At 71.9% G+C, this 24,289-nt stretch carries 23 protein-coding genes and 1 pseudogene; 16 read left to right on the forward strand and 8 right to left on the reverse strand.

The genetic code is table 11. From position 1 onward, the window contains the following. Positions 1–456 precede the first annotated feature (456 nt). Entirely contained in the window at positions 457–2,040 is a 1,584-nt protein-coding gene (locus B9S64_RS13595; protein WP_103492391.1) for a sodium:solute symporter family protein, read from the forward strand. 162 nt (positions 2,041–2,202) lie between these two features. Here the strand turns inward: B9S64_RS13595 and B9S64_RS13600 are convergent, their stop codons facing one another. The 3 genes from B9S64_RS13600 to B9S64_RS13610 all read right to left on the reverse strand — a co-directional run bounded on the left by B9S64_RS13600 (position 2,203) and on the right by B9S64_RS13610 (position 4,418). Then, positions 2,203–3,318: an ADP-ribosylglycohydrolase family protein gene (locus B9S64_RS13600; RefSeq protein WP_103492390.1), complete on the reverse strand. Its 1,116-nt coding sequence runs from the start codon at positions 3,316–3,318 to the stop codon at positions 2,203–2,205. Between the two features lie 244 nt (positions 3,319–3,562). Then, positions 3,563–4,036, reverse strand: a complete 474-nt coding sequence (locus tag B9S64_RS13605; RefSeq protein ID WP_103492389.1) for a carboxymuconolactone decarboxylase family protein — start codon at positions 4,034–4,036, stop codon at positions 3,563–3,565. A 103-nt stretch (positions 4,037–4,139) separates the two neighbouring features. Then, entirely contained in the window at positions 4,140–4,418 is a 279-nt protein-coding gene (locus B9S64_RS13610; protein WP_103492435.1) for a hypothetical protein, read from the reverse strand. 151 nt (positions 4,419–4,569) lie between these two features. Here B9S64_RS13610 and B9S64_RS13615 point away from each other — a divergent pair, with 151 nt between their 5' ends. Genes B9S64_RS13615 through B9S64_RS13625 form a run of 3 tightly spaced genes read left to right on the forward strand, consistent with a single transcriptional unit; the run spans position 4,570 to position 5,788 of the window. Further along, a complete protein-coding gene (locus B9S64_RS13615) occupies positions 4,570–5,397 on the forward strand; it encodes a helix-turn-helix transcriptional regulator (RefSeq protein WP_103492388.1) in 828 nt (275 codons plus the stop codon). Beyond that, positions 5,394–5,600, forward strand: a complete 207-nt coding sequence (locus B9S64_RS13620) for a DUF397 domain-containing protein (RefSeq protein WP_103492387.1) — start codon at positions 5,394–5,396, stop codon at positions 5,598–5,600. The genes B9S64_RS13615 and B9S64_RS13620 overlap by 4 nt, the downstream gene beginning before the upstream one ends. Then, a complete protein-coding gene (locus B9S64_RS13625) occupies positions 5,597–5,788 on the forward strand; it encodes a DUF397 domain-containing protein (protein ID WP_103492386.1) in 192 nt (63 codons plus the stop codon). The genes B9S64_RS13620 and B9S64_RS13625 overlap by 4 nt, the downstream gene beginning before the upstream one ends. Before the next feature lie 52 nt (positions 5,789–5,840). On the opposite strand, the gene B9S64_RS13630 is transcribed toward B9S64_RS13625, so the two are convergent. Then, positions 5,841–8,423 carry a bifunctional FO biosynthesis protein CofGH gene (locus B9S64_RS13630; RefSeq protein WP_103492385.1) on the reverse strand — a complete coding sequence of 861 codons (2,583 nt, stop codon included), beginning with the start codon at positions 8,421–8,423 and terminating at the stop codon, positions 5,841–5,843. A gap of 119 nt (positions 8,424–8,542) precedes the next feature. On the opposite strand from B9S64_RS13630, the pseudogene B9S64_RS13635 reads away from it, so the two are divergent. Next, positions 8,543–9,221, forward strand: a pseudogene (locus tag B9S64_RS13635) (HAD family hydrolase); the annotation flags it as partial. Between the two features lie 424 nt (positions 9,222–9,645). On the opposite strand, the gene B9S64_RS13640 reads toward B9S64_RS13635, so the two are convergent. Further along, positions 9,646–10,410 (reverse strand): FadR/GntR family transcriptional regulator, encoded by a 765-nt coding sequence (locus B9S64_RS13640; protein ID WP_181012175.1) that lies wholly within the window; start codon positions 10,408–10,410, stop codon positions 9,646–9,648. Positions 10,411–10,654: 244 nt separating this feature from the next. Here B9S64_RS13640 and B9S64_RS13645 point away from each other — a divergent pair, with 244 nt between their 5' ends. From B9S64_RS13645 to B9S64_RS13670, 6 genes are read left to right on the forward strand one after another with little or no spacing between them, the layout of a single operon-like run. Further along, entirely contained in the window at positions 10,655–12,031 is a 1,377-nt protein-coding gene (locus B9S64_RS13645) for an MFS transporter (RefSeq protein WP_103489625.1), read from the forward strand. Beyond that, complete coding sequence (locus B9S64_RS13650; protein ID WP_103489626.1) at positions 12,031–13,767, forward strand: dihydroxyacetone kinase family protein; 1,737 nt, start codon at positions 12,031–12,033, stop codon at positions 13,765–13,767. Before B9S64_RS13645 ends, B9S64_RS13650 begins: the two co-directional genes overlap by 1 nt. Continuing rightward, positions 13,767–14,243 carry a ribose-5-phosphate isomerase gene (locus tag B9S64_RS13655; RefSeq protein ID WP_103489627.1) on the forward strand — a complete coding sequence of 159 codons (477 nt, stop codon included), beginning with the start codon at positions 13,767–13,769 and terminating at the stop codon, positions 14,241–14,243. Before B9S64_RS13650 ends, B9S64_RS13655 begins: the two co-directional genes overlap by 1 nt. Further along, on the forward strand, positions 14,243–15,040 hold the full coding sequence (locus B9S64_RS13660; RefSeq protein WP_103489628.1) for a triose-phosphate isomerase family protein: 798 nt from the start codon (positions 14,243–14,245) through the stop codon (positions 15,038–15,040). Before B9S64_RS13655 ends, B9S64_RS13660 begins: the two co-directional genes overlap by 1 nt. Next, on the forward strand, positions 15,025–15,822 hold the full coding sequence (locus tag B9S64_RS13665; protein ID WP_093675390.1) for a sugar phosphate isomerase/epimerase: 798 nt from the start codon (positions 15,025–15,027) through the stop codon (positions 15,820–15,822). The genes B9S64_RS13660 and B9S64_RS13665 overlap by 16 nt, the downstream gene beginning before the upstream one ends. Continuing rightward, positions 15,822–16,691 (forward strand): phosphogluconate dehydrogenase C-terminal domain-containing protein, encoded by an 870-nt coding sequence (locus B9S64_RS13670; RefSeq protein ID WP_093675391.1) that lies wholly within the window; start codon positions 15,822–15,824, stop codon positions 16,689–16,691. The genes B9S64_RS13665 and B9S64_RS13670 overlap by 1 nt, the downstream gene beginning before the upstream one ends. A 102-nt stretch (positions 16,692–16,793) precedes the next feature. Here B9S64_RS13670 and B9S64_RS13675 read toward each other — a convergent pair whose 3' ends face one another. Beyond that, a complete protein-coding gene (locus B9S64_RS13675) occupies positions 16,794–17,411 on the reverse strand; it encodes a TetR/AcrR family transcriptional regulator C-terminal domain-containing protein (RefSeq protein WP_103489629.1) in 618 nt (205 codons plus the stop codon). A 71-nt stretch (positions 17,412–17,482) separates the two neighbouring features. Here B9S64_RS13675 and B9S64_RS13680 point away from each other — a divergent pair, with 71 nt between their 5' ends. The 4 genes from B9S64_RS13680 (at position 17,483) to B9S64_RS13695 (ending at position 20,829) form a co-directional block, all read left to right on the forward strand. Continuing rightward, positions 17,483–18,988 (forward strand): FAD-dependent monooxygenase, encoded by a 1,506-nt coding sequence (locus tag B9S64_RS13680; protein WP_103489630.1) that lies wholly within the window; start codon positions 17,483–17,485, stop codon positions 18,986–18,988. 76 nt (positions 18,989–19,064) lie between these two features. Next, positions 19,065–20,249 carry a hypothetical protein gene (locus B9S64_RS13685; RefSeq protein WP_103489631.1) on the forward strand — a complete coding sequence of 395 codons (1,185 nt, stop codon included), beginning with the start codon at positions 19,065–19,067 and terminating at the stop codon, positions 20,247–20,249. Between the two features lie 77 nt (positions 20,250–20,326). Then, entirely contained in the window at positions 20,327–20,581 is a 255-nt protein-coding gene (locus B9S64_RS13690) for a type II toxin-antitoxin system Phd/YefM family antitoxin (RefSeq protein ID WP_093526406.1), read from the forward strand. Then, positions 20,578–20,829 carry a type II toxin-antitoxin system RelE/ParE family toxin gene (locus tag B9S64_RS13695; protein WP_103489632.1) on the forward strand — a complete coding sequence of 84 codons (252 nt, stop codon included), beginning with the start codon at positions 20,578–20,580 and terminating at the stop codon, positions 20,827–20,829. The genes B9S64_RS13690 and B9S64_RS13695 overlap by 4 nt, the downstream gene beginning before the upstream one ends. Before the next feature lie 71 nt (positions 20,830–20,900). On the opposite strand, the gene B9S64_RS13700 is transcribed toward B9S64_RS13695, so the two are convergent. Together B9S64_RS13700 and B9S64_RS13705 are read right to left on the reverse strand one after the other, a co-directional pair. Next, positions 20,901–22,385 (reverse strand): penicillin-binding protein 2, encoded by a 1,485-nt coding sequence (locus B9S64_RS13700; RefSeq protein ID WP_103489633.1) that lies wholly within the window; start codon positions 22,383–22,385, stop codon positions 20,901–20,903. Between the two features lie 142 nt (positions 22,386–22,527). Further along, positions 22,528–23,373: an LLM class F420-dependent oxidoreductase gene (locus B9S64_RS13705; protein WP_103489634.1), complete on the reverse strand. Its 846-nt coding sequence runs from the start codon at positions 23,371–23,373 to the stop codon at positions 22,528–22,530. Positions 23,374–23,549: 176 nt separating this feature from the next. On the opposite strand from B9S64_RS13705, the gene B9S64_RS13710 reads away from it, so the two are divergent. Continuing rightward, positions 23,550–24,278, forward strand: coding sequence for a siderophore-interacting protein (locus B9S64_RS13710; RefSeq protein WP_103489635.1), 729 nt, complete (start codon positions 23,550–23,552; stop codon positions 24,276–24,278). Positions 24,279–24,289: the final 11 nt, after the last annotated feature.

Raw genomic sequence — 24,289 nt, forward strand, 5'->3', positions numbered from 1 at the left:
AGTCAGAGCCTCTTCGCTCACCACCCCTCCTCGTCCTTCTCCGGCCGCACGGGACCCGCATCCCGTGCGGTCGTTCCGCGTTCTCGTGCCGTCGCGCCGCGACCGCCGCCGATCCCGGCCCCGCCGCCTCCGCGCCACCGCTCCGCCGCTGTCCCGCCCGTCGCCCGGGGGACTCGCGGTCGTGCTCGCCGTCGTTCATGTCTCCGCACAGCCTGACGAAGTGCCCGCCCATCGTGTGGCCCCGGTCACGTTCACGACAACGGGCCCCTGGGTCAAGAAGCCGTAAAATCGTTCGGCTTACTGATCTGCGTTCACATCTCTGACCGCGCACACCTTGACCGAGGGCGCGGGCGGACGGTTCAATCCCCGCAGTCCCCTTCCCGCGCGGGGCCCCGCTGAACGGCCGTACCGACGAAGTGCGTTCCCGTTCACAAGGCGGACCCCTGGAGGGGGCACATGAACAGTCTCGACTGGGCCGTGCTCATCGGCTACTTCGGCGTGATGGTCGCGATCGGCCTCTGGTCGCACCGGCACGTGGACGACGTCAGCGACTTCTTCACGGCGGGCGGCAGGATGCCGTGGTGGCTGTCGGGCATCTCGCACCACATGTCGGGCTACAGCGCGGTGATGTTCACCGGGTACGCCGGCATCGCCTACCAGTACGGCGTGACGTCCTTCGTCACCTGGTCGCTGCCCATCGCCATCGGTATCGGGATCGGGGCGAAGCTCTTCGCCCCCCGGCTCAACCGGCTGCGGTCGCGACTGCACGTCGCCTCGCCCCTGGAGTACCTCAAAAACCGCTACAACGTCCCCACCCAGCAGGCCCTCGCCTGGTCGGGCCTGCTGCTGAAGATCGTGGACGTCGGCGCCAAGTGGGCGGCCATCGCCACCCTGCTCTCCGTCTTCACGGGCATGAGCCTCACCCAGGGCATCTTCATCACCGGCGCCATCACGGCCGTCTACTGCACGGTCGGCGGGCTGTGGGCCGACGCGCTCACAGAACTGGGGCAGTTCGTCATCCAGCTCTTCGCCGGGCTCACCATGCTCGTCGTCGTGCTGGACGAACTGGGCGGCTTCAGCTCGCTGTGGACCGTCTGGGACAAGCTCCCGGAGGGCCACGCCGAACCGACGGCGGGCCCGTACACCGTGACGTTCCTGCTGGCGTACCTGTTCATCAAGACCTTCGAGTACAACGGCGGCATGTGGAACCAGGCCCAGCGCTACATGGCGACGGACTCCGCCCGCTCCGCGACCCGTTCGGCCCGGCTCTCCGCGATCCTGTGGCTCGTGTGGCCGGCCGTGCTCTTCTTCCCGATGTGGGCGGCCCCCCTGCTCGTCGAGGCCAAGAAGCCGGACGCCTCGGACAGTTACGCCCTGATGACCGAGCAACTGCTGCCGCACGGACTGCTGGGCCTGGTGGTCGTCGGCTTCTTCTCGCACACGATGGCCATGTGCTCCTCCGACGCCAACTCCATCTCGGCCGTCTTCACCCGGGACATCGCGCCGGTCTTCTCCAAGGCCGCCCGCTCCTGGGACAACCGCGCCGGGCTGCTGGCCGCGCGGCTCTCCACGCTCGCGTTCCTCGCGCTGTCGATGGCCCTGGCCACCCAGATCAACTCGCCCGCCTTCAAGGACATCATCTCGGTCGTCATCAAGTGGGTGGCCGGGCTGATGGGACCGATCGCCATCCCGTTCATGCTGGGCCTGCTGCGCCCGTTCCGCCGGTCGGGGCCGACGGCGGCGCTCACCAGCTGGGCGGCCGGGCTGCTCGCGTTCTACTTCACCAACTACGACCTCCACGGTTCTGTGAAGACGGACGTCGCGCTGCAGTACCAGGTGGCGCTGCCGCTGGCGATCTCGCTGGTGCTCTACATCGTCGTCGGACTCCTCAAGCCCGAGGACACCCCGGAGCGCGACGCCCTCATCGAGACGATCAACTCCGACGGCGGCGACGGCGCCCCGCGCGGCGGCGCGGCGGCCGTGCCCGGCCAGCGGACCGGCCCGGACGGTACGGGGGTCCCTGAAGGCCTGAAGGACTGACCCGCCGGGCACGGGTACGGGTACGGGTACGGGTACGGGTACGGGTACGGGTACGGGTACGGATACGGGCACGGTCCCTCAGGTCGGGTGGAGCGGCGGGCCCGTACCCGTTACCCGTAACCGGCCTCCGCCCACGGCCCGTTGCCCGTCCCGGCGGCCGGTTCAGCCGCGGGGGTAGCGGGCCAGCCAGCCAGGCGCGGCGGCGGTCGGGTTGTGCAGGGCGGGGCCCTGCGTCATCTCCATGGCGAAGTCGTCGGCCAGTTCGAGGACGGTCGCGCGCCCCTCCAGCTCGGCCAGCCAGGCCGGTGGCAGCGCCGTCTCCCCGTGCAGCGCCCCGAGCAGGGCCCCGCACACGGCCCCGGTGGCGGCCGAGGGCCCCGAGTGGTTCACGGCGAGGCGCAGCCCGTGCCGTACGTCCTCACCGACCAGGGCGCAGTAGAGGGCCACGGCGAGCACCTCCTCCGCGGAGTCGGTGTCGCCGAGGGCCTCGATGAGGGCGGGCCCCGGGATGCCCTGCCGTACGGAGCCGAGGGCCTGCCGCAGCGCGTCGCTGACCTGCTCGTTGCCCGGACGGTCCGCGAGCATCGCGAGGGTGTGCTGCACCGAGCCGTCCAGGGTCTCGCCGCGTGCCAGTCCGTGGATCAACAGGGCGAAGGCGCCGGCCGCCAGTTGGGCGGTGGCGTGCCCGTGGGTGTGGGCGGCGCACTCGACGGCCAGTTGGAGGACGAGCTGCGGTTCCCAGCCGACGAGCAGCCCGAACGGCCCGGAGCGGGTGAGCGCGGCGGAGTCCCGCGCGGCCGGGTTCTTGGGGACGGCGAGGGTGCCCATCGTGGCGTCGCCGAAGCCGACGAGGCATTCGCGGGTGGGGGCGCGGCGCGCGTACAGCCACTCCTCACCGGCCAGCCAGCCGTTGTCGTCGCGGCGTTCGTCGGGCCCCCAGGCGCTCTGGGTGGCCGCCCACCGCAGATGGGCGCGGTGCACGTCGGTGGGCGGATGCCAGGCGCCGGTGTCCCGGCGCACCTGGGCCCGGATGAGACCGTCGACGGTGAAGAGGGTGAGTTGGGTGACGGCGGTGACGGCGCCGCGTCTGCCGTGCGCCGCGACGAAGTCCGTCAGCCCGTCCGCCCCGTGGGCCTCGCGTATCGCCTCCAGGCCGAGCCCGGAGACCCCGGCCCCCAGCGCGTCCCCGATGGCGCCGCCGAGCAGGGAGCCCCGTACCCGGCTGCGGAAGTCCTGCTGCTGGGCGCGGCCCCAGACAGCTGTGGTCCCAGTGCTCACCGTGCCCCTTCCGTCCGTCCGTCCGCCCTACGGTGTGCGACCGCGCAAGCACTGTAATCGAACGAGATGGCCGAACTCAGGGCCGGAACGGTATGTGCGGATAGGCTCTTTACCGGCCGGTAATGCGGGTTTCGGGGGCGCTTGGCCCCGTGGGCCGTGGGCCCCGACCGGGTCCCACGGCCGGTACGGGCCGGGCTCGGCCCTCCGCCTCCGGGGCCGCCGTGCGGCCCCGGAGGCGCGGCTGTCAGCCGAACTGTCCGGCCTGGTAGTCGCCGGCGGGCTGCTGGGTGATGACGTTGAGGCGGTTGTACGTGTTGATGAGGGCGATGAGCGCCACGAGGGCGACGAGCTGCTCCTCGTCGTAGTGCTTGGCGGCGTTCGCCCACGCCTCGTCCGTGACGCCACCGGCCGCGTCGGCCAGGCGGGTACCCTGCTCCGCCAGTTCCAGGGCGGCACGCTCGGCGTCCGTGAAGACCGTGGCCTCCCGCCAGGCCGCGACCAGGTGCAGCCGGGTCGCGGTCTCGCCGGCTCGGATGGCCTCCTTGGTGTGCATGTCGAGGCAGCCCCCGCAGCCGTTGATCTGGCTTGCGCGGATCTTGACGAGTTCCTGCGTCGCGGCCGGCAGCGGCGAGTCGGCGACCGCCTTGCCCGCCGTATTGATGTGCTTCACGAACGTGCCGAGGAGCGGGCTGGCGTAGACGTTCAGACGGGGTTCCATGGTGGACTCCTGTGTCGTGGTCGCGTGCTGATGACACCCCTACGACGGAGCGGGTCCCACCCGATGTGACATCACCGGCTGACCTGCGTCTCACACGGCGTGGTCAGGGCACCCGGTCTCCCCTGCACTCCGCGACGCGCAGCGCGTCCCGCAGTGACTCGGTGGCCCGCGTGAGCGCGAAACGCACCGCCACCTCACCGGCCACCAGGTCGGCGAGCACGGCCTCGGCCCCGGCCAGTACCGCCTCCCCCGACGCGATCAGCTCGGCCTCCACCTCGTCCGCCATCCGTGACAGTCGGCTGCCGGGATCGTCGGTGCTGAGGTAACAAGGTTTCCCCTCGGGGGAGTTCCAGGGCAGCAGTCGCAGGGGAAGCTCGTTCATGGGGCGCGCCTCGCAGACGTGGGTGTCTTCCGATGTGGATGTCTTCCATCGGGTGACGGTGGTCACCGTTCGTGTTCCGATGATCACGGTCTGGCCGTAGCCTCGGAAGAGGCGCACGGTTGCCTGACCAGGGGACAACGGAAGGAGCGGGATGACGGCAGAACCGGCCCACGCGGACGAGGAGTCGGGCCGCGCGGCACTGGGACGGGCCCTGCGGTATCTGCGGGAGCGGTCGGGGAAGTCCCTCGGCCAGCTCGCCGGGGAGACCCGGTACGACAAGAGCTACCTGTACCGGCTGGAAGCGGGCCAACGGCTGTCCAAGCTGGCGGTGATGGAGGACCTGGACCGCTATTACGAGTCCGGGGACCTGCTGGTACGGCTGTGGAAGGTGGCCCGCCGCGAGGTCTTCAAGGACCGGTACAAGGAGTTCATGCGGCTGGAGCCGACGGCCCGCATCATGCACGTCTTCACGCTCGGGATCCCCGGACTGCTCCAGACGGAGGATGTGGCGCGAGAGCTGTTGTCCGGTGCCCAGGAAACGGCGGTGGACGCCGAGTTGGTCGAGGAACAGGTGGTGGCGAGGCTGGGCCGCCAGCAGTTGCTTCGCCGAACACCGGCGCCCTCGGTCCGGGTCATCATCGACGAATACGCCCTGCGTCGTCCCGTGCCGGAAGCCAAGGCGTGGCGGGAACAGCTGACACACCTGCTCGACACCGCGGAGCTGCCGTCGATCGTCCTCCAGGTGCTCCCGTTCGCGGAGGGCGCCCACCACCTCATGGACGGCTCACTGACCCTGCTCTGGCAGGAAGACGGCACGTCGATCGCCTATACGGAGGGCAACGGCTGCGCCGAGCTGATCGAAGATCCGGCGGCGGTGACACGCTACCGGCTGTCCTACGATCGCCTTCGGGACCGGGCGTTACCCCCGCCGGAGTCCATCGGGTTCATCAGGGGTGTCCTGGAGGAGCACAGATCATGAGCCGTACCCCCGACCTCGGCACCGCGGAGTGGCGCAAGTCCAGCTACAGCGACGGCGGGGCGAACAACTGCCTCGAAGTCGCCCATGACTTCCCCGGGCTCGTCCCCGTCCGCGACAGCAAGAACCCCACCGGCCCCACGCTCGTCTTCCCCGACCACGCCTGGACCGCCTTCGTGCACAACGTACGCGGGACCGGCCGATGACCATTCCCGCCACAGCGGTGTGGCGCAAGTCCAGCTACAGCGACGGTGGAGGCACGAACTGCCTCGAGGTCACCCATGACTTCCCCGGGCTCGTCCCCGTCCGTGACAGCAAGAACCCCACCGGCCCCGTCCTCGTCGTGGCCGCGCCCGCCTGGGCAGACTTCGTCGCGTTCGCCGTACGCCGCTGACGGGTCCCGGCCCCCGCGCCGGGGCCCGTCAGGCGTTCGGCGTGGCCCGTGCTCAGCCCTCCAGCACCGGCAGCAGCTCCGGGAGGTGTCCGTCCGAGGCCTCCGCCGCCGCCACGCGCTCGGCCGGGACCTCGCCGTACAGCGTCGTGCGCGGCTTCGCCGGGCGGCCCGCGAGGTCTGCGATGGCCACCAGGTCCTGGATCGACCGGTACGAGCCGTAACTCGACCCGGCCATACGGGAGATGGTCTCCTCCATCAGCGTGCCGCCGAGGTCGTTGGCGCCTGAACGCAGCATCTCCGCCGCGCCCTCCGTACCCAGCTTGACCCAGCTGGTCTGGATGTTGGTGATGTGCGGGTGGAGCAGCAGCCGGGCCATCGCGGTGACCGCCCGGTTGTCCCGGTCGGTGGGGCCGGGGCGTGCGATGCCCGCCAGGTAGACCGGGGCGTTGGTGTGGATGAAGGGCAGCGTCACGAACTCCGTGAAACCGCCGGTCTCCTGCTGGAGGCGGGCCAGTGTCCGGAAGTGGCCGAGCCAGTGGCGGGGCTGGTCCACATGGCCGTACATCATCGTGGACGATGAGCGCAGACCTACCTCGTGCGCCGTTCTGATCACCTCCAGCCAGGTGGCCGTGGGCAGCTTGCCCTTGGTGAGGATCCAGCGGACCTCGTCGTCCAGGATCTCGGCGGCGGTGCCGGGGATCGAGCCGAGACCGGCCTCCTTGGCGGCGAGCAGCCAGTCGCGGAGGGACAGGCCGGTGCGGGTCGCGCCGTTGACGACCTCCATCGGGGAGAACGCGTGGACGTGCATGTCCGGGACGCGTTCCCGCACGGCCCGCGCGATGTCGAAGTAGGCGGTGCCCGGCAGGTCCGGGTGGATGCCGCCCTGCATGCAGACCTCGACCGCGCCGACGTCCCAGGCCTGGGCCGCGCGGTCCGCAACCTGGTCCAGGGAGAGGGTGTAGGCGTCGGCGTCGGTGCGGCGCTGGGCGAAGGCGCAGAAGCGGCAGCCGGTGTAGCAGACGTTGGTGAAGTTGATGTTCCTGGTGACGATGTACGTGACGTCGTCACCGACCACGTCGCGGCGCAGCGTGTCCGCGATCCGGCACAGCTCGTCCAGGGCCTCGCCGTCGGCGTGGAGCAGGGCGAGGGCCTGGTCGTCGGTGAGCTTCGTGGGGTCGTCGGCGGCCTGGCCGAGTGCCTGGCGTACGTCGGCGTCGATGCGGGACGGGACCATGCCGGGGGCGGCGGCCTCGCGCAGTGCCTCCCAGTCGCCGTACACCTCGTCGAAGTCGTTCCGCCGGTCGCCGGTGCGGCCCTCGGTGTCGATGGTGTGGTGCAGATCGGTGCGGCCGAAGGAGGTGAAGCCCTCGTCGGGCTCCTGCCAGGGCAGCCCGGCCGGGATCGCGCCCTCCTTCGCGAGGCCCGTCTCGGGGTCGGCCAGGGCCCGCACGTGCGGAAGGAGGCGCGGGTCGAGCCAGGGTTCACCCCTGCGGATGAACTCGGGGTAGATGGTGAGGCGTTCACGCAGCTCGAAGCCGGACTCGGCGGTGCGGGCGGCCAGTTCCTCGATGTGCGGCCAGGGCCGCTCGGGGTTGACGTGGTCCGGGGTCAGCGGCGAGACGCCGCCCCAGTCGTCGATGCCGGCGCCGATGAGCAGGGCGTACTCGGCGTCCACCAGGTTCGGCGGGGCCTGGATACGGGCCGAGGGGCCCAGGATGTGGCGGGCGACGGCGATGGTCGCGGCCAGCTCCTCCAGCTCCGCGTCCGGCATCCCGCGCATCGCCGTGTCCGGCTTGGCGCGGAAGTTCTGGACGATGACCTCCTGGATGCCGTGATAGGCGCGGGCCGTCCTGCGCAGCTCGAACAGGGAGTCGGCGCGCTCCTCGTGGTCCTCCCCGATGCCGATCAGGATGCCGGTGGTGAACGGGACGTTGGAACGTCCGGCGTCCTCCAGCACCCGCAGCCGCACCGCGGGTTCCTTGTCCGGGGAGCCGTGGTGCGGGCCGCCCTTCTCGGACCAGAGCCGGGTCGCGGTCGTCTCCAGCATCATGCCCATGGACGGGGCGACCGGCTTGAGCCGCTGGAGGTCGGTCCAGGTCAGGACGCCGGGGTTGAGGTGCGGGAGCAGCCCGGTCTCCTCCAGCACGCGGATGGCCATGGCCCGCACGTACGCCAGGGTGTCGTCGTACCCCTCGGCCTCCAGCCACTCGCGCGCCTCCGGCCAGCGGTCCTCCGGCCGGTCGCCGAGCGTGAACAGGGCTTCCTTGCAGCCCGCCTCGGCACCCTTGCGGGCGATGTCGAGGACCTCGTCGGGCGACAGGAACATCCCGTGCCCGGCCCGCCTGAGCTTGCCCGGCACGGTGACGAAGGTGCAGTAGTGGCAGGTGTCGCGGCAGAGCCGGGTGAGGGGGATGAAGACCTTGCGGGAGTACGTGATCACTCCCGGACGGCCCGCCGCGTCGAGTCCGGCGTCACGCACCCGGGCGGCGGACGCGGCGAGGTCCTTGAGATCCTCCCCCCGCGCCTGGAGCAGGACGGCGGCCTCGGCCCTGTCGAGGGTGACACCGTCGCGAGCCCGCCGGAGGGCGCGCCGCATCGCGTTGGTCGTGGGGCGTCCGCGCTGAGGATCGGTCATGATCCGAGCATACGAGCGGCGTCCGCCGTCCGGACCGGGGCCTCTCTCGGGTTAACCGGCCGATCACTCCTGGCGCCTTGACCGATACGCCCCGATTTCACCCTAGGGTCGGGACGGTGATGGAAACCATCGTCTTCGACATCGGTGAAACGCTCGTCCGCGACGACCGCCACTGGGCTTCCTGGGCCGACTGGCTGGGCGTTCCTCCGCACACCGTGAGCGCCCTGGTCGGTGCCGCGGCCGCCCACGGCCGGGACGGCGAGGACGCGCTGCGCCTCCTGCGGCCCGGTATGAACGTCACCGAGGCGTACGGCGCCCGGGTGGCGGCCGGGCGGGGCGAGCACCTGGACGAGACGGACCTGTACCCGGACGTCCGCCCGGTCCTGGCGGAACTGCGGGCGCGGGGCCTGCGGGTGGTCGTCGCGGGGAACCGGTCGGCGCGGGCCGGGGCGCTGCTGCGGGCCCTGGACCTGCCGGCGGACCTGGTGGTCACCTCCGGGGAGTGGGGGGTGGCCGCCCCGGACCCGGCGTTCTTCGCCCGCGTCCTGGAGGTCGCGCACGCCCCGGCGCACGCCACGCTGTACGTGGGCGACCACCCGGCCGACGACCTGTTCCCGGCGAAGGCGGCGGGACTGCGGGCCGCGCACATCCGCCGTGGCCCGTACGGGTACGGGTGGGCGGATCATCCGGACGTGGCACGGCTGGCGGACTGGCGTCTCGGCGCCCTGACGGACCTGCCCGCCCTGCTCGACGCCGACCGGGGCGCCCCGAACGACCCGGGCGGCACAGGCGGCACAGGCGGCACAGGCGACTCGAACGACCTGCACCACCTGGACGACCCGAACGACCCGAACGACCTAGGCGACTCGAACGACACGAGCGACCCGGACGCCCCGAACCACGAGGTCGGCGCGGACCGGCGGCCGTCGCGCGGATCCGGCGCGTCCGCGCCGCCGGACGGCGCCCCCGGGCCCACACCACGGGTCACCGGCCTGCCCGCCTCCCGGAACGCCGGGCGGCACACGCCGAGCGCCAACCGGCCGAAGCCGTAGGCGAGTTGTGCGCCCGCTCCCACGCGCGGGCTCCAGGGCGGCCCGCACCCCGGCCCGCACCCCGGCGCGCCCGTACGCGCACACCAGCGCGCCCGCACCAGCACCCCGGCACATCCGCGCCCGGCGCACTCGCCACCCGGCGCACCCGCCCGCCCCCGCGGACGCGCCCCCTACGCCCCGGAGGCGGCCGTGTCCTGCTCGTCGTCCCCGCGCAGCGACAGCCGCAGCCGGTCGCTGGCCAGCCGCATGTGCTCGGCCATCGCCGCGTCCGCGGCCTCCGGGTCGCCCGCCCGGATCGCGTCGAGCACCGCCCGGTGCTCGCACAGGGTGCCGCTGACGGTGCCCTCGATGTCCCCGGCCCGCTCCATCCACACCTGGAGCAGGGCCCGGATGGAGTGCAGGATGTCGCTGAGCACCGTGTTGCGGGCGATGTGCGCCGTCTCCAGGTGGAAGGCGATATCGGCCTCGATGAACGCCTTGACGTCCGTCCCGGCCTCGCGCATCCGCTCCAGGTGCTGTTCGAGGCGTTCGATGTCCTCCTCGCCGGCCCGGTCCGCGGCCAGCCGTGCCGACATGCCCTCCATGAAGGTGCGGACCTCGACCAGGTCCTGCGTACGCCGCTGACCGAGCATCAGCCCCCAGTTGATGGCCCGGGGCAGGAACTCGCTGGTCCCCTCGCGCACATAGCTGCCCGACCCCGGGCGGATCTCGATGATCCCCAGGACGTCCAGCGCGGAGAGCGCCCCGCGCACGCTGGAGCGCGCGACGCCGAGCGCGTCGGCGAGCTGGCGCTCCGCGGGCAGCCGGGTGCCCGGCTTCAGGTTTCCCTCGGACAGATGATCAAGGAGTCGCTTGGCCACCTCGCTGACCGAGGACTCCCGGACGACGGGGCGCAGGAGTGACGTGAAATCGGGCGCTTCGGGCTGCGTGGACACGCTGACCAGTACATCAGACCGGGCGGCCGGTGCCGGGAGGGGGCGGAAGATAACGCGCTCATCGGTCGAGGAGAAGAGCTCAGCGGAGCGACCTACGTCACTTTGGTAAATTGGTGACCAATTTACGATCCAGAGCTAGCTTGGAGTTGTTCACCGGCTGGAAACACGACCCCCGCGGTTCGCCTTCGCCTGCCGGAGCAGACACAGAACCGGACAAAGCGGTCCGCAAGCGAGGAGTCTCCCTATGGGCGCCACTGCGCATTCAGCCATCACGGGATCAGCCGTCGAGAGATCAACCATCCGGAAGGTCTCGATCCGGCTCGTCCCCTTCGTGGCCCTGATGTTCTTCGTGAACTACCTGGACCGGACGGCCGTCTCCTTCGCCGAGCCGAACGGCATGGGACAGGACCTCGCGCTCACCGCGGCACAGTTCGGCTTCGCCTCCGGTGTCTTCTTCATCGGCTACATCATTCTCGAAGTGCCCAGCAACATGGCGCTGCACAAGTTCGGCGCCCGCCGCTGGCTGGCCCGGATCATGGTCAGCTGGGGCATCGTCGCGCTCCTGTTCACCTGGGTGCAGAACAGCGAGCAGCTGTACACGCTCCGCTTCCTGCTCGGGGTCGCCGAGGCCGGGTTCTTCCCCGGCGCGATCCTCTTCCTGAGCCAGTGGGTGCCTTCCCGGCACCGTACGAAGGTGCTCGGGCTCTTCTACCTGGCGCAGCCCCTGACCACGGTGATCGGCGCCCCGCTGGCCGGCTGGTTCATCAACCAGCACGGGCTCTTCGGCCTCGAAGGCTGGCGGGTGATGTTCCTCGGCGTGTCGATCCCGGCGATCCTGCTCGGCGTCATCGCCTGGTTCTACCTGATCGACAAGCCGGCCGACGCCAAGTGGCTCACCCCGGCCGAGAAGGACTGGCTGACCACGGAGCTGGCCGCCGAGAACGCGGGCAAGACCGGTGCCGACGAGAAGACCAGCCACGGCAAGGCGGCCCTGAAGTCGGCCTTCACCAACAGCCGGGTCTGGACCCTCGCCCTGATCTACTTCGGCTTCATCTACGGCCTGTACGCGCTGGCGTTCTTCCTGCCGACGATCATCAACGGCTTCCAGGAGCAGTTCGGCACCACGTTCAGCGTCATGGACAAGGCCTACATCACGGCCATCCCCTATCTGCCGGCCGCGGTCGTCCTGTACTTCTGGTCGCGCCACGCCACCCGGCACGGGGTGCGGACCTGGCACATCGCGGGCCCGGCCGTCGTCGGCGGCATCTCCATCCCGCTCGCCCTCTACATGGGTTCGCCCGCCGCGACCGTCGCCGTCATCACCGTCACGGCCTGCGCGATCTTCGCCGCGCTGCCGGTCTTCTGGTCCGTGCCCTCGCAGTTCCTCACCGGTGCCGCCGCCGCGGCCGGTATCGCCCTGATCAACACCGCGGGCAATGTGGCCGGCTTCGCCGCCGGATACGTCACCGGGTGGCTGAAGGACTTCAGCGGTGACTACTACCTGCCGCTGTTCCTGGTCGGTGCCTTCATGCTCATGTCCGCCGCGCTGATGCTGTGGCTCGCGAACCGGTCCAGGGGCCGGGGCGCGGACCAGGGCCGGCCCCTCGCAGAGGTCCGCTGATGACCCGCCTCTTCAACGATCCCGCCGCCTTCGCCGACGAGGCACTCGAAGGCTTCGCCGCCGCCCACCCCCGCCGGGTCCGCCGGGTCCCGGGCGGGGTGGTCCGGGCCACCCGTACCGCCCCCGGCCAGGTCGCCGTCGTGGTGGGCGGGGGCTCCGGCCACTACCCGGCCTTCTCCGGCCTGGTCGGCCAGGGCCTCGCGCACGGCGCCGCGGTCGGCAACGTGTTCGCCTCGCCCTCCGCGCACCAGGTCCGCCAGGTCGCCGAGGCCGCCGAGACCGGCGGCGGTGTGCTGCTCGCTTACGGGAACTACGCCGGGGACGTGCTGCACTTCGGCCAGGCCGCCGAGGCGCTGACCGCGGCGGGCATACCCACCCGCACGCTCGGCGTCACGGACGACATCTCCAGCGCCTCCCCCGAGGAGGCCCCCAAGCGTCGCGGTGTCGCCGGTGACCTGGTCGTCTTCAAGACCGCCGCCGCCGCTGCCGAGGCCGGTCTCCCGCTCGCGGAGGTCGCCCGGATCGCGGAGCTGGCGAACGCCCGTACCCGCTCCTTCGGGGTGGCGTTCTCCGGCTGCACGCTGCCGGGCGCCGACCACCCGCTGTTCACCGTGGACGAGGGCCGGATGGCCGTCGGGCTGGGCATCCACGGCGAGCCCGGCATGGGCGAGCGGCCCGTGCCCAGCGCCGACGAGGCGGCGGAGCTGCTGGTCTCCACGGTCCTGGCCGAGCTGCCCGAGGGGGTGGAGGCGCCGCGCGGCCACCGTGCGGCCGTCATCCTCAACGGCCTGGGTTCGGTGAAGTACGAGGAACTGTTCGTCGTCTACCGCCGGGTCGCCCAGCTCCTGGCCGAGGCGGGGATCGAGGCCGTCGATCCGGAGGTCGGGGAGCTGGTCACCAGCTTCGACATGGCGGGCGTCTCGCTCACCCTGTGCTGGCTCACCGACGAGCTGGAGCCCCTGTGGACGGCCCCGGCCGACGCCCCCGCCTACCGCAAGGGCATCGTCGAGGCCGCCGAACTCCTCGCCCCGGACACCCTGGCGGAAGCCGTCGAGGAAACCGTCCCGCCCGCCACCGACGCCTCCCGCGAGGCGGCCCGCACCATCCTCGCCGCCCTGCGCGTCCTCACGGACACGGTGGACACCCACGCCGACGAGCTGGGCCGGATCGACGCGGTCGCCGGGGACGGCGACCACGGCATCGGCATGCGGCGCGGCTCCACCGGCGCCTACGAGGCGGCGGTACGCGCCGAAGCCCTCGGCGCCGGTGCGGAAACGCTCCTGCACCGGGCCGCCGACGCCTGGGCCGACCGGGCGGGCGGCACCTCCGGCGCCCTGTGGGGCGTCATCCTCCGTGCGGTCGGCTCCGCCCTCGGGGACACCGAGCGGCCCACCGCCGCCGTGGTGGCCGCCGGGGTCCGTGAGGCGTCGGCGGGCGTGATGCGGCTGGGAAAGGCGGAGGTCGGGGACAAGACGATGGTCGACGTCCTCGTGCCGTTCGCCGAGGCCCTGACCGCCGCCACGGACGCCGGGCAGCCGTTGCCCGCCGCCTGGGGCACCGCCGCCGACGCCGCGTCCGAGGCCGCCGAGGCCACCGCCGGCCTGCTCCCCCGGATGGGCCGCGCCCGCCCGCACGCCGAGAAGAGCCTCGGCACCCCGGACGCCGGAGCCCACTCGCTCGCCCTGATCGTCCGCGCCGTGCACGGCGTGTTCGCACCCACCCTGGAGAACCACTGATGTCCGACAAGCTCCGCATCGTCGTCGGCTCCGACGACGCCGGATACGCGTACAAGGAAGCCCTCAAGAAGGACCTGGAGGCCAGCGGCCTCGTCGTCACCGTCACCGACGTGGGGGTGGACGCGGACGGGCACACCGCCTACCCGAAGGTCGCCATCGCCGCCGCCGAGATGGTCGCGCGCGGCGAGGCCGACCGCGCCCTGCTGGTCTGCGGCACGGGCCTCGGGGTGGCCATCGCCGCCAACAAGGTCAAGGGGATCCGGGCCGTCACCGCCCACGACTCCTTCTCCGTCGAGCGCGCGGTGCTCTCCAACAACGCCCAGGTCCTCACCTTCGGGCAGCGCGTCGTCGGCCTGGAGCTGGCCCGCCGGCTGGCCGCCGAGTGGCTGACGTACCGCTTCGACACGGCCTCGGCCTCCGCCGCCAAGGTCGCGCTCATGGACGACTACGAGAACCAGCAGGAAGCCGCAGCCTGATGTCCCCCGCCCCGCAGCCCCGGGTCACGATCGGGGTGAGCCTGAAGATGTACTTCGGCCACCACCAGACCCTCAACTGGGCCCGCTCGATCGCGGACCTGGCCGCCCGGCACCCCGCCGTCACGGGCGGCACGGCCGAGCTGTTCGTGCTGCCCGCCTTCCCCGCCCTGGTCCCGGTCACCGGCATCCTCGCCGGTACCCGGGTGCTGACCGGCGCCCAGGACCTGGCGACCGAGGACTCCGGCCCGTACACCGGCGAGGTCAGCGGTGCGCATCTGCGTGAGATCGGTGCCCGGTACGCCGAGGTCGGCCACGCCGAGCGGCGCCGCCTCTTCGGCGAGGGCGACACCGTCGTCTCCGCCAAGACGGCCGCCGCCCTGCGCAACGGCCTGACCCCGGTGCTCTGCGTCGGCGAGCTGGACCACGTCTCCCCGGACGAGGCCGCCGCCCGCACGGTCGCCGAGGCGGAACGCGTCCTGGCCACCGCCGCCCACGACGGCCCGCTCGCCCCGGTCGTCCTCGCCTACGAGCCGCAGTGGGCGATCGGCGCCCCCCGGCCGGCCTCGCCCGAGCACATCCGCACGGTCTGCCGGGCCCTGGCCGACTGGCTGGCCACCCAGCCCGCGCTGTCCGGCAGCCGGGTCATCTACGGCGGAAGCGCGGGCCCCGGCCTCCTCACCGAGCTGGGCGCGGGCGTCGACGGCCTGTTCCTGGGCCGCTTCGCGCACGACCCGGCGGCGGTCGCCCGCATCCTCGACGAGACGCTGGAAGGAGCCGGTCCATGTCCTACGGCCTGAGCACCTACGCCTACTTCTGGCGCCTCTCCGACAAGGCACCCCGGCCCCTCACCCTGGACGAGATGCTCGCCGAGACCCGCGAACTGGGCGGCGAGGTCTTCCAGATCTGCGACTACCCGCCGATCGAGGGGTACGACGACGCGGCCCTGGACGCCCTGCGCGCCACGGCGGCCGGGTACGGCATCACGCTGGAACTGGGCACCCGGGGCGTGCGCCCCGACCACCTCGCCCGCTATCTGCGCATCGCCCGCCGCCTCGGCGTCACGCTGGTCCGCTCGATGCTGAACACGGCGGACCACCGTCCCACCCCGGCCGAGGCCACCGCCCTGCTGCGCGAGACGGTCCCCGCCTACGCGGCGGCGGGCGTCACGCTGGGCCTGGAGACGTACGAGCAGGTCTCCACCGACGACCTGCTGTCCGTCGTACGCGGTGTGGACAGCCCGCACCTGGGCGTCGTCCTCGACCCGGGCAACAGCGTCGCCCGGCTGGAACGCCCGGTGGACGTCATCGACGCCACCGCCCCCCACGTGGTGAACATCCACGTCAAGGACTTCTCGTTCTCCCGCCGGGACGGCTGGGTCGGCTTCACCTTCGCCGGCTGCCTCCTCGGCGAGGGCCTCCTCGACTACCGGCACATGATCGACACGGTCGGGCCGGACGAGCGGGGCGTCAACCAGATCGTGGAGCACTGGCTCCCCTGGCAGGGCGGTTTCGAGGAGACCGCCCGCCTGGAGGACCAGTGGACCCGGCACAGCATCACCACCCTTCTGAGGAGCAAGTAATGGCCACCGAATCCAGGACCGTCGCCGTCATCGGGGCCGCGGGCAAGATGGGCCAGCGGGTCTCCAACAACCTGGTCAAGAGCGGTTTCACGCCGCTCTTCGCGGAGAACTCGCCCAAGGGCCAGGAGCTGATCCGCGAGCTCGGCCGCGAACTGACGGACAGCGCCGACGCGGCCGCCCGCGCCGACGTCGTGATCCTGGCCGTCCCGGACGTCATCCTCGGCACGGTCTCCGAGCAGCTCGTCCCGCTGATGAAGCCCGGCGCGATCCTGCTGACCCTGGACCCCGCCGCCGCGTACGCCGGTCTGCTGACCCGCCGCGCCGACGTGGCCAACGCGGTCGCGCACCCCTGCCACCCGTCGGTGTTCCTGGAGCGCACGACGAAGGAGGAGTGGGCGGACACCTTCGGCGGGATCGCCGCCCCGCAGGAGGTCGTGGCCGCCTTCGAGCCCGCCACCGAGTCCCCCGACCCGGCGGCCCACGAGCTGGCCGAGGCCGTCATCTCCACCATCTACGCCCCGGTGGTCGAGGTGCACTGGGTGACCGTCAAGCAGCTCGCGGTCCTGGAGCCGACCCTGGTCGAGACGATCGCCTGCATGGTCGGCGCCCTGCTGACCGAGGCCCTGCACGAGACCGTCCACACCGTGGGCGTCCCGGAGAAGGCCGCCCGCGCCATGCTGCTCGGCCACACGCAGGTCGCCCTGGCCAACACCCTCAAGGGCGACAACCCGTTCTCCGACGCGTGCCTGATCGCGATGGACTACGGCCGTGAGTCGATCGTGCGCGAGGACTGGAAGAACGTCTTCAAGGACGACGAGCTGGACAAGGTCATCACGCGGATGCTGCGGATCAAGGAGATCAACCGCTGATCCGGACCTGACACCGGATCAGCCGCCGGGTCGCTCCGGCGCGAACGGGCCGGGCTCACCACCAACAGGGGGGAGAGCCCGGCCCGTTGGCGTGCCCGCGTCTCATGTGCCGAGGACGCGGGAGAGCCCGTAGTCGAAGCGCTCGTCGAAGGACGTCTCGCCGAAGTGCGCGGCGGCCCGGGACAGCGACGGGTACGCGCCCGTGGCCAGGCTCCGCGCGAAGGCCCCGCCCAGCGCGTCCGGCTGCGCCTGCTCCTCCTGGGCCAGCCCGAGGGTGAAGTAGACCAGGGTCCAGGCCGTCCACACCGCCTCCCGCTCCCCCAGTCCGCCGGTCAGCAGCGCCTCCACCACCAGCTCGGCGAACCGGAGCGTGGCGGGCTCGGCCGCGTACGTACCGGCCACGATCCTGGCCCCGTCGCGGTGGGCCAGCAGCGCGCGGCGGTAGCGGTGGAACAGCTCGCGGACGCGCGGCTCCCAGGCCTCGGGCAGCCCGTCCGACGGTGCCTCGGCCAGGATCGCGTCCGCCATCAGCTCCAGCAGCCGGGCCTTGGTCTTCGCGTGCCAGAGCACCGTGTTCATCCGGACGCCGAGCCGGTCCGCGATGCCCCGGATCGAGAGCCCGTCCGCGCCCTTCTCGTCCAGCAGCTCCAGGGCCGCCCGCACCACCGTGCCGGGGTCGAGCCGGGTCCGGGCCGCGTCCTCCACTTGCTTCTTGGTCACCGACCTAGTCTACTGGGCGAAACACTCTTGGTCACTGACCAAGAAATCCGGTCGAGAGCCGAGGAGCCGTCATGGAACACAGCGCCGCCGAACACGTCGTCATCGCGGGAGGCGGGCCCACCGGCCTGTGGCTCGCCGCCGAACTGCGCCTGGCCGGGACGCCCGTCACCGTCCTGGAGACCCGGCACGAGCGGGACCCCCACTCCAAGGCGCTCACCCTCCATCCGCGCACGCTGGAGGTCCTGGCCTTCCGGGGCGTGGCGGAGCCCTTCCTCGCCGAGGGGCGGCGCATCCCGAGCGGCCACTTCGGCGGGCTGGACGACCGTATGGACTTCGCCGTCCTGGACACGCCCTACCCGTTCACACTCGCCCTGCCGCAGGCCCGTACCGAAGAACTGCTGGAGGCGCACGCGGTGGCGGCCGGTGCCGACCTGCGACGCGGGCACCGGGTGACCGGCCTCACCCAGGACGAGGACGGGGTGAGCGTCGGGGCGACCGGCCCCGACGGGCCGTACACCCTGCGTGCCGCGTACGTCGTGGGCTGCGACGGCACCCGGAGCACCGTCCGCGAGGCCGCCGGGATCGCGTTCCCCGGCACCGACGCCACCACATGGGGCTGGCTCGGCGACGTGGTGCTGGACGATCCGCCCACGGGGGCGGTGTACGCCGCTTCCGGTCCGGCGGGCGGCGTCATGGCCGTCCCGATGCCGGGCGGTCTGCACCGGATCGTCGGCGGCGACCCCGACAGCAACGGCCCGGACCACCCCGGCGAGCTGACCCTCGACGCCCTGCGCGCCAAGGTGACCCGGATCGCCGGTACGGACTTCGGCATGCGCGACCCGAGCTGGCTCTCCCGGTTCGGCAACGCCACCCGCCAGGCCGCCGCCTACCGCCAGGGCCGCGTCCTGCTCGCGGGCGACGCCGCGCACATGCACTATCCGGCCGGAGGCGTGGGCCTCAACGTCGGCGTGCAGGACGCCACCAACCTCGGCTGGAAACTGGCCGCGACGGTGGCGGGCACGGCCCCCGACGCCCTCCTGGACAGCTACCACACCGAACGCCACCCGGTCGGCGCCGATCTGCTCCTCAGCACCCGGGCCCAGACGGCCCTGATGAACGCCCGGTCACCGGAGGGCCAGGACCTGCGGACCCTGCTCAGCCAACTCGTCGCCACCGTCCCCGCGTTCTCCCGGAGCCTGGCCGAACGTCTCTCCGCGCTCGCCGTCACCTATCCGCCCACGACCCCCGGCCACCCGCTCACCGGCCACCGCGCCCCGAACCTCGAACTCGCGGGCTCCACCGACCTGTTCACCGCCCTGCGCCCCGGCCGGTACGTCCTCCTCACCTTCACCGGCACCCCGGCCCCCGCCCCCGGCGTCGTCCCGCACGCCGCGCCCCGGCCGGCCGGCCGTCCCGCCTGGTGCACCGTGAGCGCCGCCCTGATCCGCCCGGACGGCCATGTCGCCTGGGCGAGCGACCAGCAGGACGACGAGGCGCTGGGGGCGGAGATACGGACGGCCGTCTCCGCCACCACCGGGCGCCGGGGGGACACCGCTCGCCCCGGGCGACGACCGTGACCCCCATGTGACCGGCACCCCGTACTCTCCAGCCGGTCAGGAAATTGACGGGGTGCGATCACATCGGGGGACGTTCATGACATACCGGCGCGCGGTCATACCCGCACTGGTCGGAGGGGTACTGCTCACGGCGCTGCTGTGGTGGGCCGGGGCGAGCGTGGAGGCGCTGCACCTCCAGGGCGCCACCGACGCGCTCGGCGGCCGGATGGTGGCCGACCTTCAGTACTGGCTCTCGCCGTGGGCGTACGACCCGCCCGAAGCGCTCCGGCTCGGCAGCGGAGGACTGGGCGACACCGGGGTGGACGGCGCCCGGTACCTCTCGCTGCACGAGACCGGGATGCAGGTCCGGTTCGCGGCGCTGTTCGTCTTCTTCGTCCCCGGGGCGCTGCTCCTGGTCCGCGGGCTGCCGCCGGTGAACCGCCGGGCCGTGGTCACACTGCTCGCGGTGTGGGCCTGGGGGACGGTGGCCGGGATGCTCGCGACGACCGTCTCGGCGCCGTGGCTGATCGCCTCGTCCGGGCGCGGGAGTTACCGGGTCCTGCCGCAGCTGGCGAGCATGATGTCGTCCGGCCAGCAGATCACCGTGGTGGCCTCGCTCGTCACCGCGGCGGTCACCGTCCTCGTGGCGTGGATCACCGCCAAGGGCGCGGGTCCGCTGCCGCTGGGCATCGTCCCTGCACGCGCGGCCCGTCTGGCGGCGACCGCCGGTACGGTCGTGGTCGCCGTGTCCTCGGTGGTGCTCTCGTACCACCGGGTGGCGGCCTCCTTGCAGACGGTCCCCCTGTCCGGCCGGCTGCTCTCCGAACCGGGCGACCTGCTGCGCAAGTTGCTGCTGCTCGGCTACTGGGCGCCGCCCACGGACGGGGCGTTCGGCCACTGGCTGCTGTACCGCCTCGGTGACGTCCTGCTGCTCGCCGTGGTGTGGTGGGCGCTGCGGCTGCTGCCCGTGCTGCTCACCCGGGCCACGGTCCCGGCGACGGCGGTCGGGGCGGTCTGCGCGACCGTCGTCGGGCTGCTGGTGAACCAGGTGTGGCAGTCCGCGGTGACCTCGGCGGACTCAGGCACACGGTGGGGCTGGCAGCACCTGACCGGCGCTCTCGGCGGCGGGGTCCCGGCGGCCCTGCTCTGGGGCCTGCTGGCGGGCGTCACCGCCACCGTCACCCTGCGGCTGGCCGGGGGCCGCCCGGAGACCACCGAAGCCCCACCGGCCGAGCCCGTCACCACCCCGCCGCCCGCACTCCCGACCGAGCCCACCGGATGACCTGAGCCCCCGCCCGGCAACATGCCGGGCGGACTCTCACTCAGCACAGAACGCGCGTGAAGTGTACACTTGCGTACATGAGTGACACTCTGCCGATCACTGAAGCCCGTGCCCGCTTCGGCTCCCTCGTCCGGAGAGCCTCGAACGCGCGGGAACGCATCACCATCACCGATCACGGACAGCCTGCGGCCATACTGATCAACCCCCAGGAGCTGGCCGAGATCGAGGACGCGCTCGCGCTCGCGCAGTACCGGGAGCGCGAGACGTCCGGAACGCTCGAAACCGTTCCGCATGACGAGGTGCGCGCGCGGCTCGGCCTGGAGCAGCGGTGACCCACCTGGTCGTCTGGGACGAGCACGCCATCGATCAGGCGGCCCGCTTCCTCAAGGACGACCCCGACGGGCTGCGCCAAGTGATGGACACCATCGACCTGCTCGCGGCTGATCCGGCCCCCAAGGGATCCGTCGCCTATGGCGCACCCACGTTGCGCCGCGTCCACGCGGGCCGCTACCGGGTGCTGTACGAGATCAAGGACGCCGAAGTCACCGTCATCGTGATCCACCTCGGCCGCCTCGGCTGACGACACACACCTGAGCCCCCGCCCGGCAACGTGCCGGGCGGGGGCTCAGGTGTGTCGCAGGGATGGGCGGGCTACTTGCCCAGTACCGCCTGCATCACGCTCTTCGCGATCGGGGCGCCGAGGCGGCCACCGGAGATGTCGGAGCGGGAGATGTCCATGGCGGTCGGGTCGATGAACACCGCGACCGCCACCGACCGGCCGTCGGAGGCCTTGCCGTACGAGACGAACCAGCCGTACGGGACTTCCTTGCTCACGTCGTTGCCGCGCTGAGCCGTACCCGTCTTGCCGCCCACCGTCACGCCGTCGATCAGCGCGCGCTGCGCGCTGCCCTCCTTGGCGGTGAACTCCATCATCTCCTGGACCTTCTTCGCCGTCTCCGGGGAGACCGCCTGGCTCATCTCCTTCGGGTCGTGCTTCTCCAGCGTCGAGACGTCCGGGCCGCGCAGCTCCTCCACGATGTGCGGCTGCATCAGCTTGCCGTCGTTGGCGAGCGCGGCCGTCACCATGGCCATCTGCATCGGGGTGCTCGTGAGGCTGCCCTGTCCCATACCGGTCAGCGCCGTGCCGGGCTTGTCCAGCTTCTCCGGGTAGAGGCTCTTGGTGGCGAGCATGTCACCGAAGGCGTCGGAGTAGACGTCCTCGTTGAAGCCGAACTTCTCGGCCGTCTCGCGCATCTTCTCGTCGCCGACCTTGAGGGCGGCGTCCAGGAAGACGTTGTTGCAGGAGTACTGCATGGCCGTCTTCATCGACGCCTTGTTGCACGTCGCGTCGCCGGCCTCACTGCTGATCTTGGTCGTGGACTGCGGCAGCGGGTACGGGGAGACCGCGTCGGTCGGCGCGTTGACGTCCGTGATGACGCCGTGCTCCAGGGCCGCGGCCGCCGTGAGGATCTTGAAGGTGGAGCCGGGCGGGAAGGTCTCGCGCAGCGGGCGGTTGGCGAGCGGCTTGCTCTTGTCGTCCACCAGCGCCTGGAACTTGTCGCCCTCCTTGAAGGAGTTCCCGGCGAAGACCGAGGGGTCGTAGGAGGGCGTCGAGACCAGGGCGAGCACCTTGCCGGTCGAGGGCTCCAGCGCGACGACCGCGCCCCGGGCACCCAGGTCGGTCAGCCCCTTGTACCCGGCCTCCTGCGCCTTCGCGTCGATGGTCGTGATCACGTCGCCGGCCCGGCGCGGCTCACCGGTGAGGATGTCCTTGGCGTGCCGGAAGGCGAACCGCTCGTCCTGGCCGCTGAGGATGGAGTCGTACGTCTTCTCCAGGAGGGACATGCCCTGCGCCTGCGAGGCGTAGCCGGTGACCGGGGCGTACATCTTGCCCTGCTTGAAGGTGCGCTGGTACTTGAAGTCGGTCCCCTCGACCTCCTTCGACCCGGTGATCGCCTTGCCGTTGACGATGATGTCGCCGCGCGGGGTCGCGAACTGCGTGATCTTCACGCGGCGGTTGTGCTCGTGGTTGGCCAGTTCCTCACTCTGGGCGAACTGGAGCCAGTTCGTCCGGATCAGCAGGGCCAGCATCAGCAGCCCGCAGAAGATGGCTATGTGGCGCAACGGCCTGTTCATCGTGCTCCCGCTCCCAGGCAGCCGAGCACACACGCACACGGGCCGCACCATCGATGTCCGGAGGTGATAGATGCGATTTTAGCCCCGCCGGTTGCACGGGGAACCGGCGGCCATGAGGTGGCGGCCCGTGCGGGGCGACTTTTCAGAGGTACGCCGCGTACGCGTCCAGCGCGCGCAGCACCTCCGGCTCACCGGCCGACGGGAGTTGCAGCACGACCTCTTCGACGCCCAGGTCCGCGTAGTGCGCCAGCTTGCCGGGGTCCGGGACGACGGCGTACGGGACGACCTGGAGGTGTCCGGGGTCACGGCCCGCCGCCTCCCACTCCGTACGCAGCTTCGGCAGCGCCTCCGCGAGCCCTCGCCCGCCGATGGGCAGCCAGCCGTCCGCGTCCCGGGCGATCTGCGCGAAGAGCTTCGGGCCCGCCGCCCCGCCGATCAGGGTGCGGGGGCCGTTCACCGGGCCGCGCGGGGCCCGCACCGGCTTGGGGTAGGCGTGGCTCGCCCGTACCGACTCGAACTCCCCGTCGTACGCGGTGGGTTCGTCGGCCCACAGGGCGCGCATCAGGGCCAGCCGGTCACGGCCCAGGGCCCGCCGGGTGGACCACTCGACCCCGTGGTCGGCGGCCTCCTCCACGTTCCAGCCGAAGCCGATACCGAGCGTGAGGCGGCCACCGGAGAGGTGGTCCAGGGTGGCGGCCTGCTTGGCCAGGTCGATCGGGTCGTGCTGGGCGATGAGCGTGATGCCGGTGCCCACCTCCAGCCGCTCCGTGACCGCGGCCGCCTGACCGAGGGCGACGAAGGGGTCCAGCGTGCGGCCGTACTCCGCCGGAAGCTCACCGCCCGCCGGATACGGGGTCTCCCGGCTGACCGGGATGTGGGTGTGCTCGGGCAGGTACAGCCCGTGGAACCCCCGCCGCTCCAGCTCACGCGCGAGCCGTACCGGGGTGATCGTCTGATCGGTGAGGAAGATCGTTGTGGCGATCCGCATGCGAGGAACCTCCGTGGTCGACCGTGACGGACCCAACGTATGCCGTGCGGCACGGAGTACGGAGCCCGAGGGGACCGGCGCCCGCGTCCGCCTGGAATCCGGCACTCCCCAGGGCGATCGATTTAGGTTAGCCTCACCTTAGTAAACCTCTGAGGGCCTCGGTGGGAAGGACCGCGATGAGTCATGGTTGGGAAGGCGTCGTCCTCAAGCTGTTCCGGGGGCGGGACTTCACGTTCACGGTCACCGGGGCCGAGCAGATCGACGAGGACTTCCGCCGGGTGCGTGTGACCGACGGCGGGCTGCTCGCCGCGACGGGCGGGGCGCACCCCACGATGTGGGTCCGGGTCTGGTTCGACCGGGCCGGCAAGCCGCACCAGCGCGGCTACACCCTGGTCGATCCGGACCCGGAGGCGGGCACGTTCAGCCTGGAATTCGCCCTGCACGACGGGACCGCGAGCGACTGGGCACGTGCGGCGAAGGCGGGTGACACCATCGACGCCACCCTTCAGGGCACCGGTTTCGAGCTGCCCGACCCGGCGCCCGCCCGGCTGTTCGTGGTCGGGGACCCGGCCTCGCTGCCCGCGATCAACTCCCTGCTGGACGCGCTCCCCGAGGTGCCCGCGACCCTCTGGTTCGAGACCGCGCACAGCTCCCCCGACGACCTGCCGCTGCGGCTCGACCCGGACCGCCACACCGTGCACCTGGTCCCGCGCCGCGACGGGGGCGCGCACTTGGTCGAGGAGGTCAAGGCCGCCCTGCCCGCGCTGCTCGGCCCCGACCCCTCGGACGCGTACGTGTGGATCGCCTGCGACACGGCGACGACCCGGGCGCTGGCCGGGTACGCCCGCAGGAAGCTGGGGGTGCCGAGGGAGCGGGTGAACGCCACGGGGTACTGGCGGCCCTGACCCCGTCGGGC

The sequence above is a fragment of the Streptomyces sp. SM18 genome, assembly GCF_002910775.2.
In the GTDB taxonomy this organism is placed as follows: domain Bacteria; phylum Actinomycetota; class Actinomycetes; order Streptomycetales; family Streptomycetaceae; genus Streptomyces; species Streptomyces halstedii.

Coding starts and splice junctions, on each gene's coding strand:
- B9S64_RS13595 (WP_103492391.1), top strand. CDS start 457: ATGAACAGTCTCGACTGGGCCGTGCTCATCGGCTACTTCGGCGTGATG.
- B9S64_RS13605 (WP_103492389.1), bottom strand. CDS start 4,036: ATGGAACCCCGTCTGAACGTCTACGCCAGCCCGCTCCTCGGCACGTTC.
- B9S64_RS13610 (WP_103492435.1), bottom strand. CDS start 4,418: ATGAACGAGCTTCCCCTGCGACTGCTGCCCTGGAACTCCCCCGAGGGG.
- B9S64_RS13615 (WP_103492388.1), top strand. CDS start 4,570: ATGACGGCAGAACCGGCCCACGCGGACGAGGAGTCGGGCCGCGCGGCA.
- B9S64_RS13620 (WP_103492387.1), top strand. CDS start 5,394: ATGAGCCGTACCCCCGACCTCGGCACCGCGGAGTGGCGCAAGTCCAGC.
- B9S64_RS13625 (WP_103492386.1), top strand. CDS start 5,597: ATGACCATTCCCGCCACAGCGGTGTGGCGCAAGTCCAGCTACAGCGAC.
- B9S64_RS13630 (WP_103492385.1), bottom strand. CDS start 8,423: ATGACCGATCCTCAGCGCGGACGCCCCACGACCAACGCGATGCGGCGC.
- B9S64_RS13645 (WP_103489625.1), top strand. CDS start 10,655: ATGGGCGCCACTGCGCATTCAGCCATCACGGGATCAGCCGTCGAGAGA.
- B9S64_RS13650 (WP_103489626.1), top strand. CDS start 12,031: ATGACCCGCCTCTTCAACGATCCCGCCGCCTTCGCCGACGAGGCACTC.
- B9S64_RS13655 (WP_103489627.1), top strand. CDS start 13,767: ATGTCCGACAAGCTCCGCATCGTCGTCGGCTCCGACGACGCCGGATAC.
- B9S64_RS13660 (WP_103489628.1), top strand. CDS start 14,243: ATGTCCCCCGCCCCGCAGCCCCGGGTCACGATCGGGGTGAGCCTGAAG.
- B9S64_RS13665 (WP_093675390.1), top strand. CDS start 15,025: ATGTCCTACGGCCTGAGCACCTACGCCTACTTCTGGCGCCTCTCCGAC.
- B9S64_RS13670 (WP_093675391.1), top strand. CDS start 15,822: ATGGCCACCGAATCCAGGACCGTCGCCGTCATCGGGGCCGCGGGCAAG.
- B9S64_RS13680 (WP_103489630.1), top strand. CDS start 17,483: ATGGAACACAGCGCCGCCGAACACGTCGTCATCGCGGGAGGCGGGCCC.
- B9S64_RS13685 (WP_103489631.1), top strand. CDS start 19,065: ATGACATACCGGCGCGCGGTCATACCCGCACTGGTCGGAGGGGTACTG.
- B9S64_RS13690 (WP_093526406.1), top strand. CDS start 20,327: ATGAGTGACACTCTGCCGATCACTGAAGCCCGTGCCCGCTTCGGCTCC.
- B9S64_RS13700 (WP_103489633.1), bottom strand. CDS start 22,385: ATGAACAGGCCGTTGCGCCACATAGCCATCTTCTGCGGGCTGCTGATG.
- B9S64_RS13705 (WP_103489634.1), bottom strand. CDS start 23,373: ATGCGGATCGCCACAACGATCTTCCTCACCGATCAGACGATCACCCCG.
- B9S64_RS13710 (WP_103489635.1), top strand. CDS start 23,550: ATGAGTCATGGTTGGGAAGGCGTCGTCCTCAAGCTGTTCCGGGGGCGG.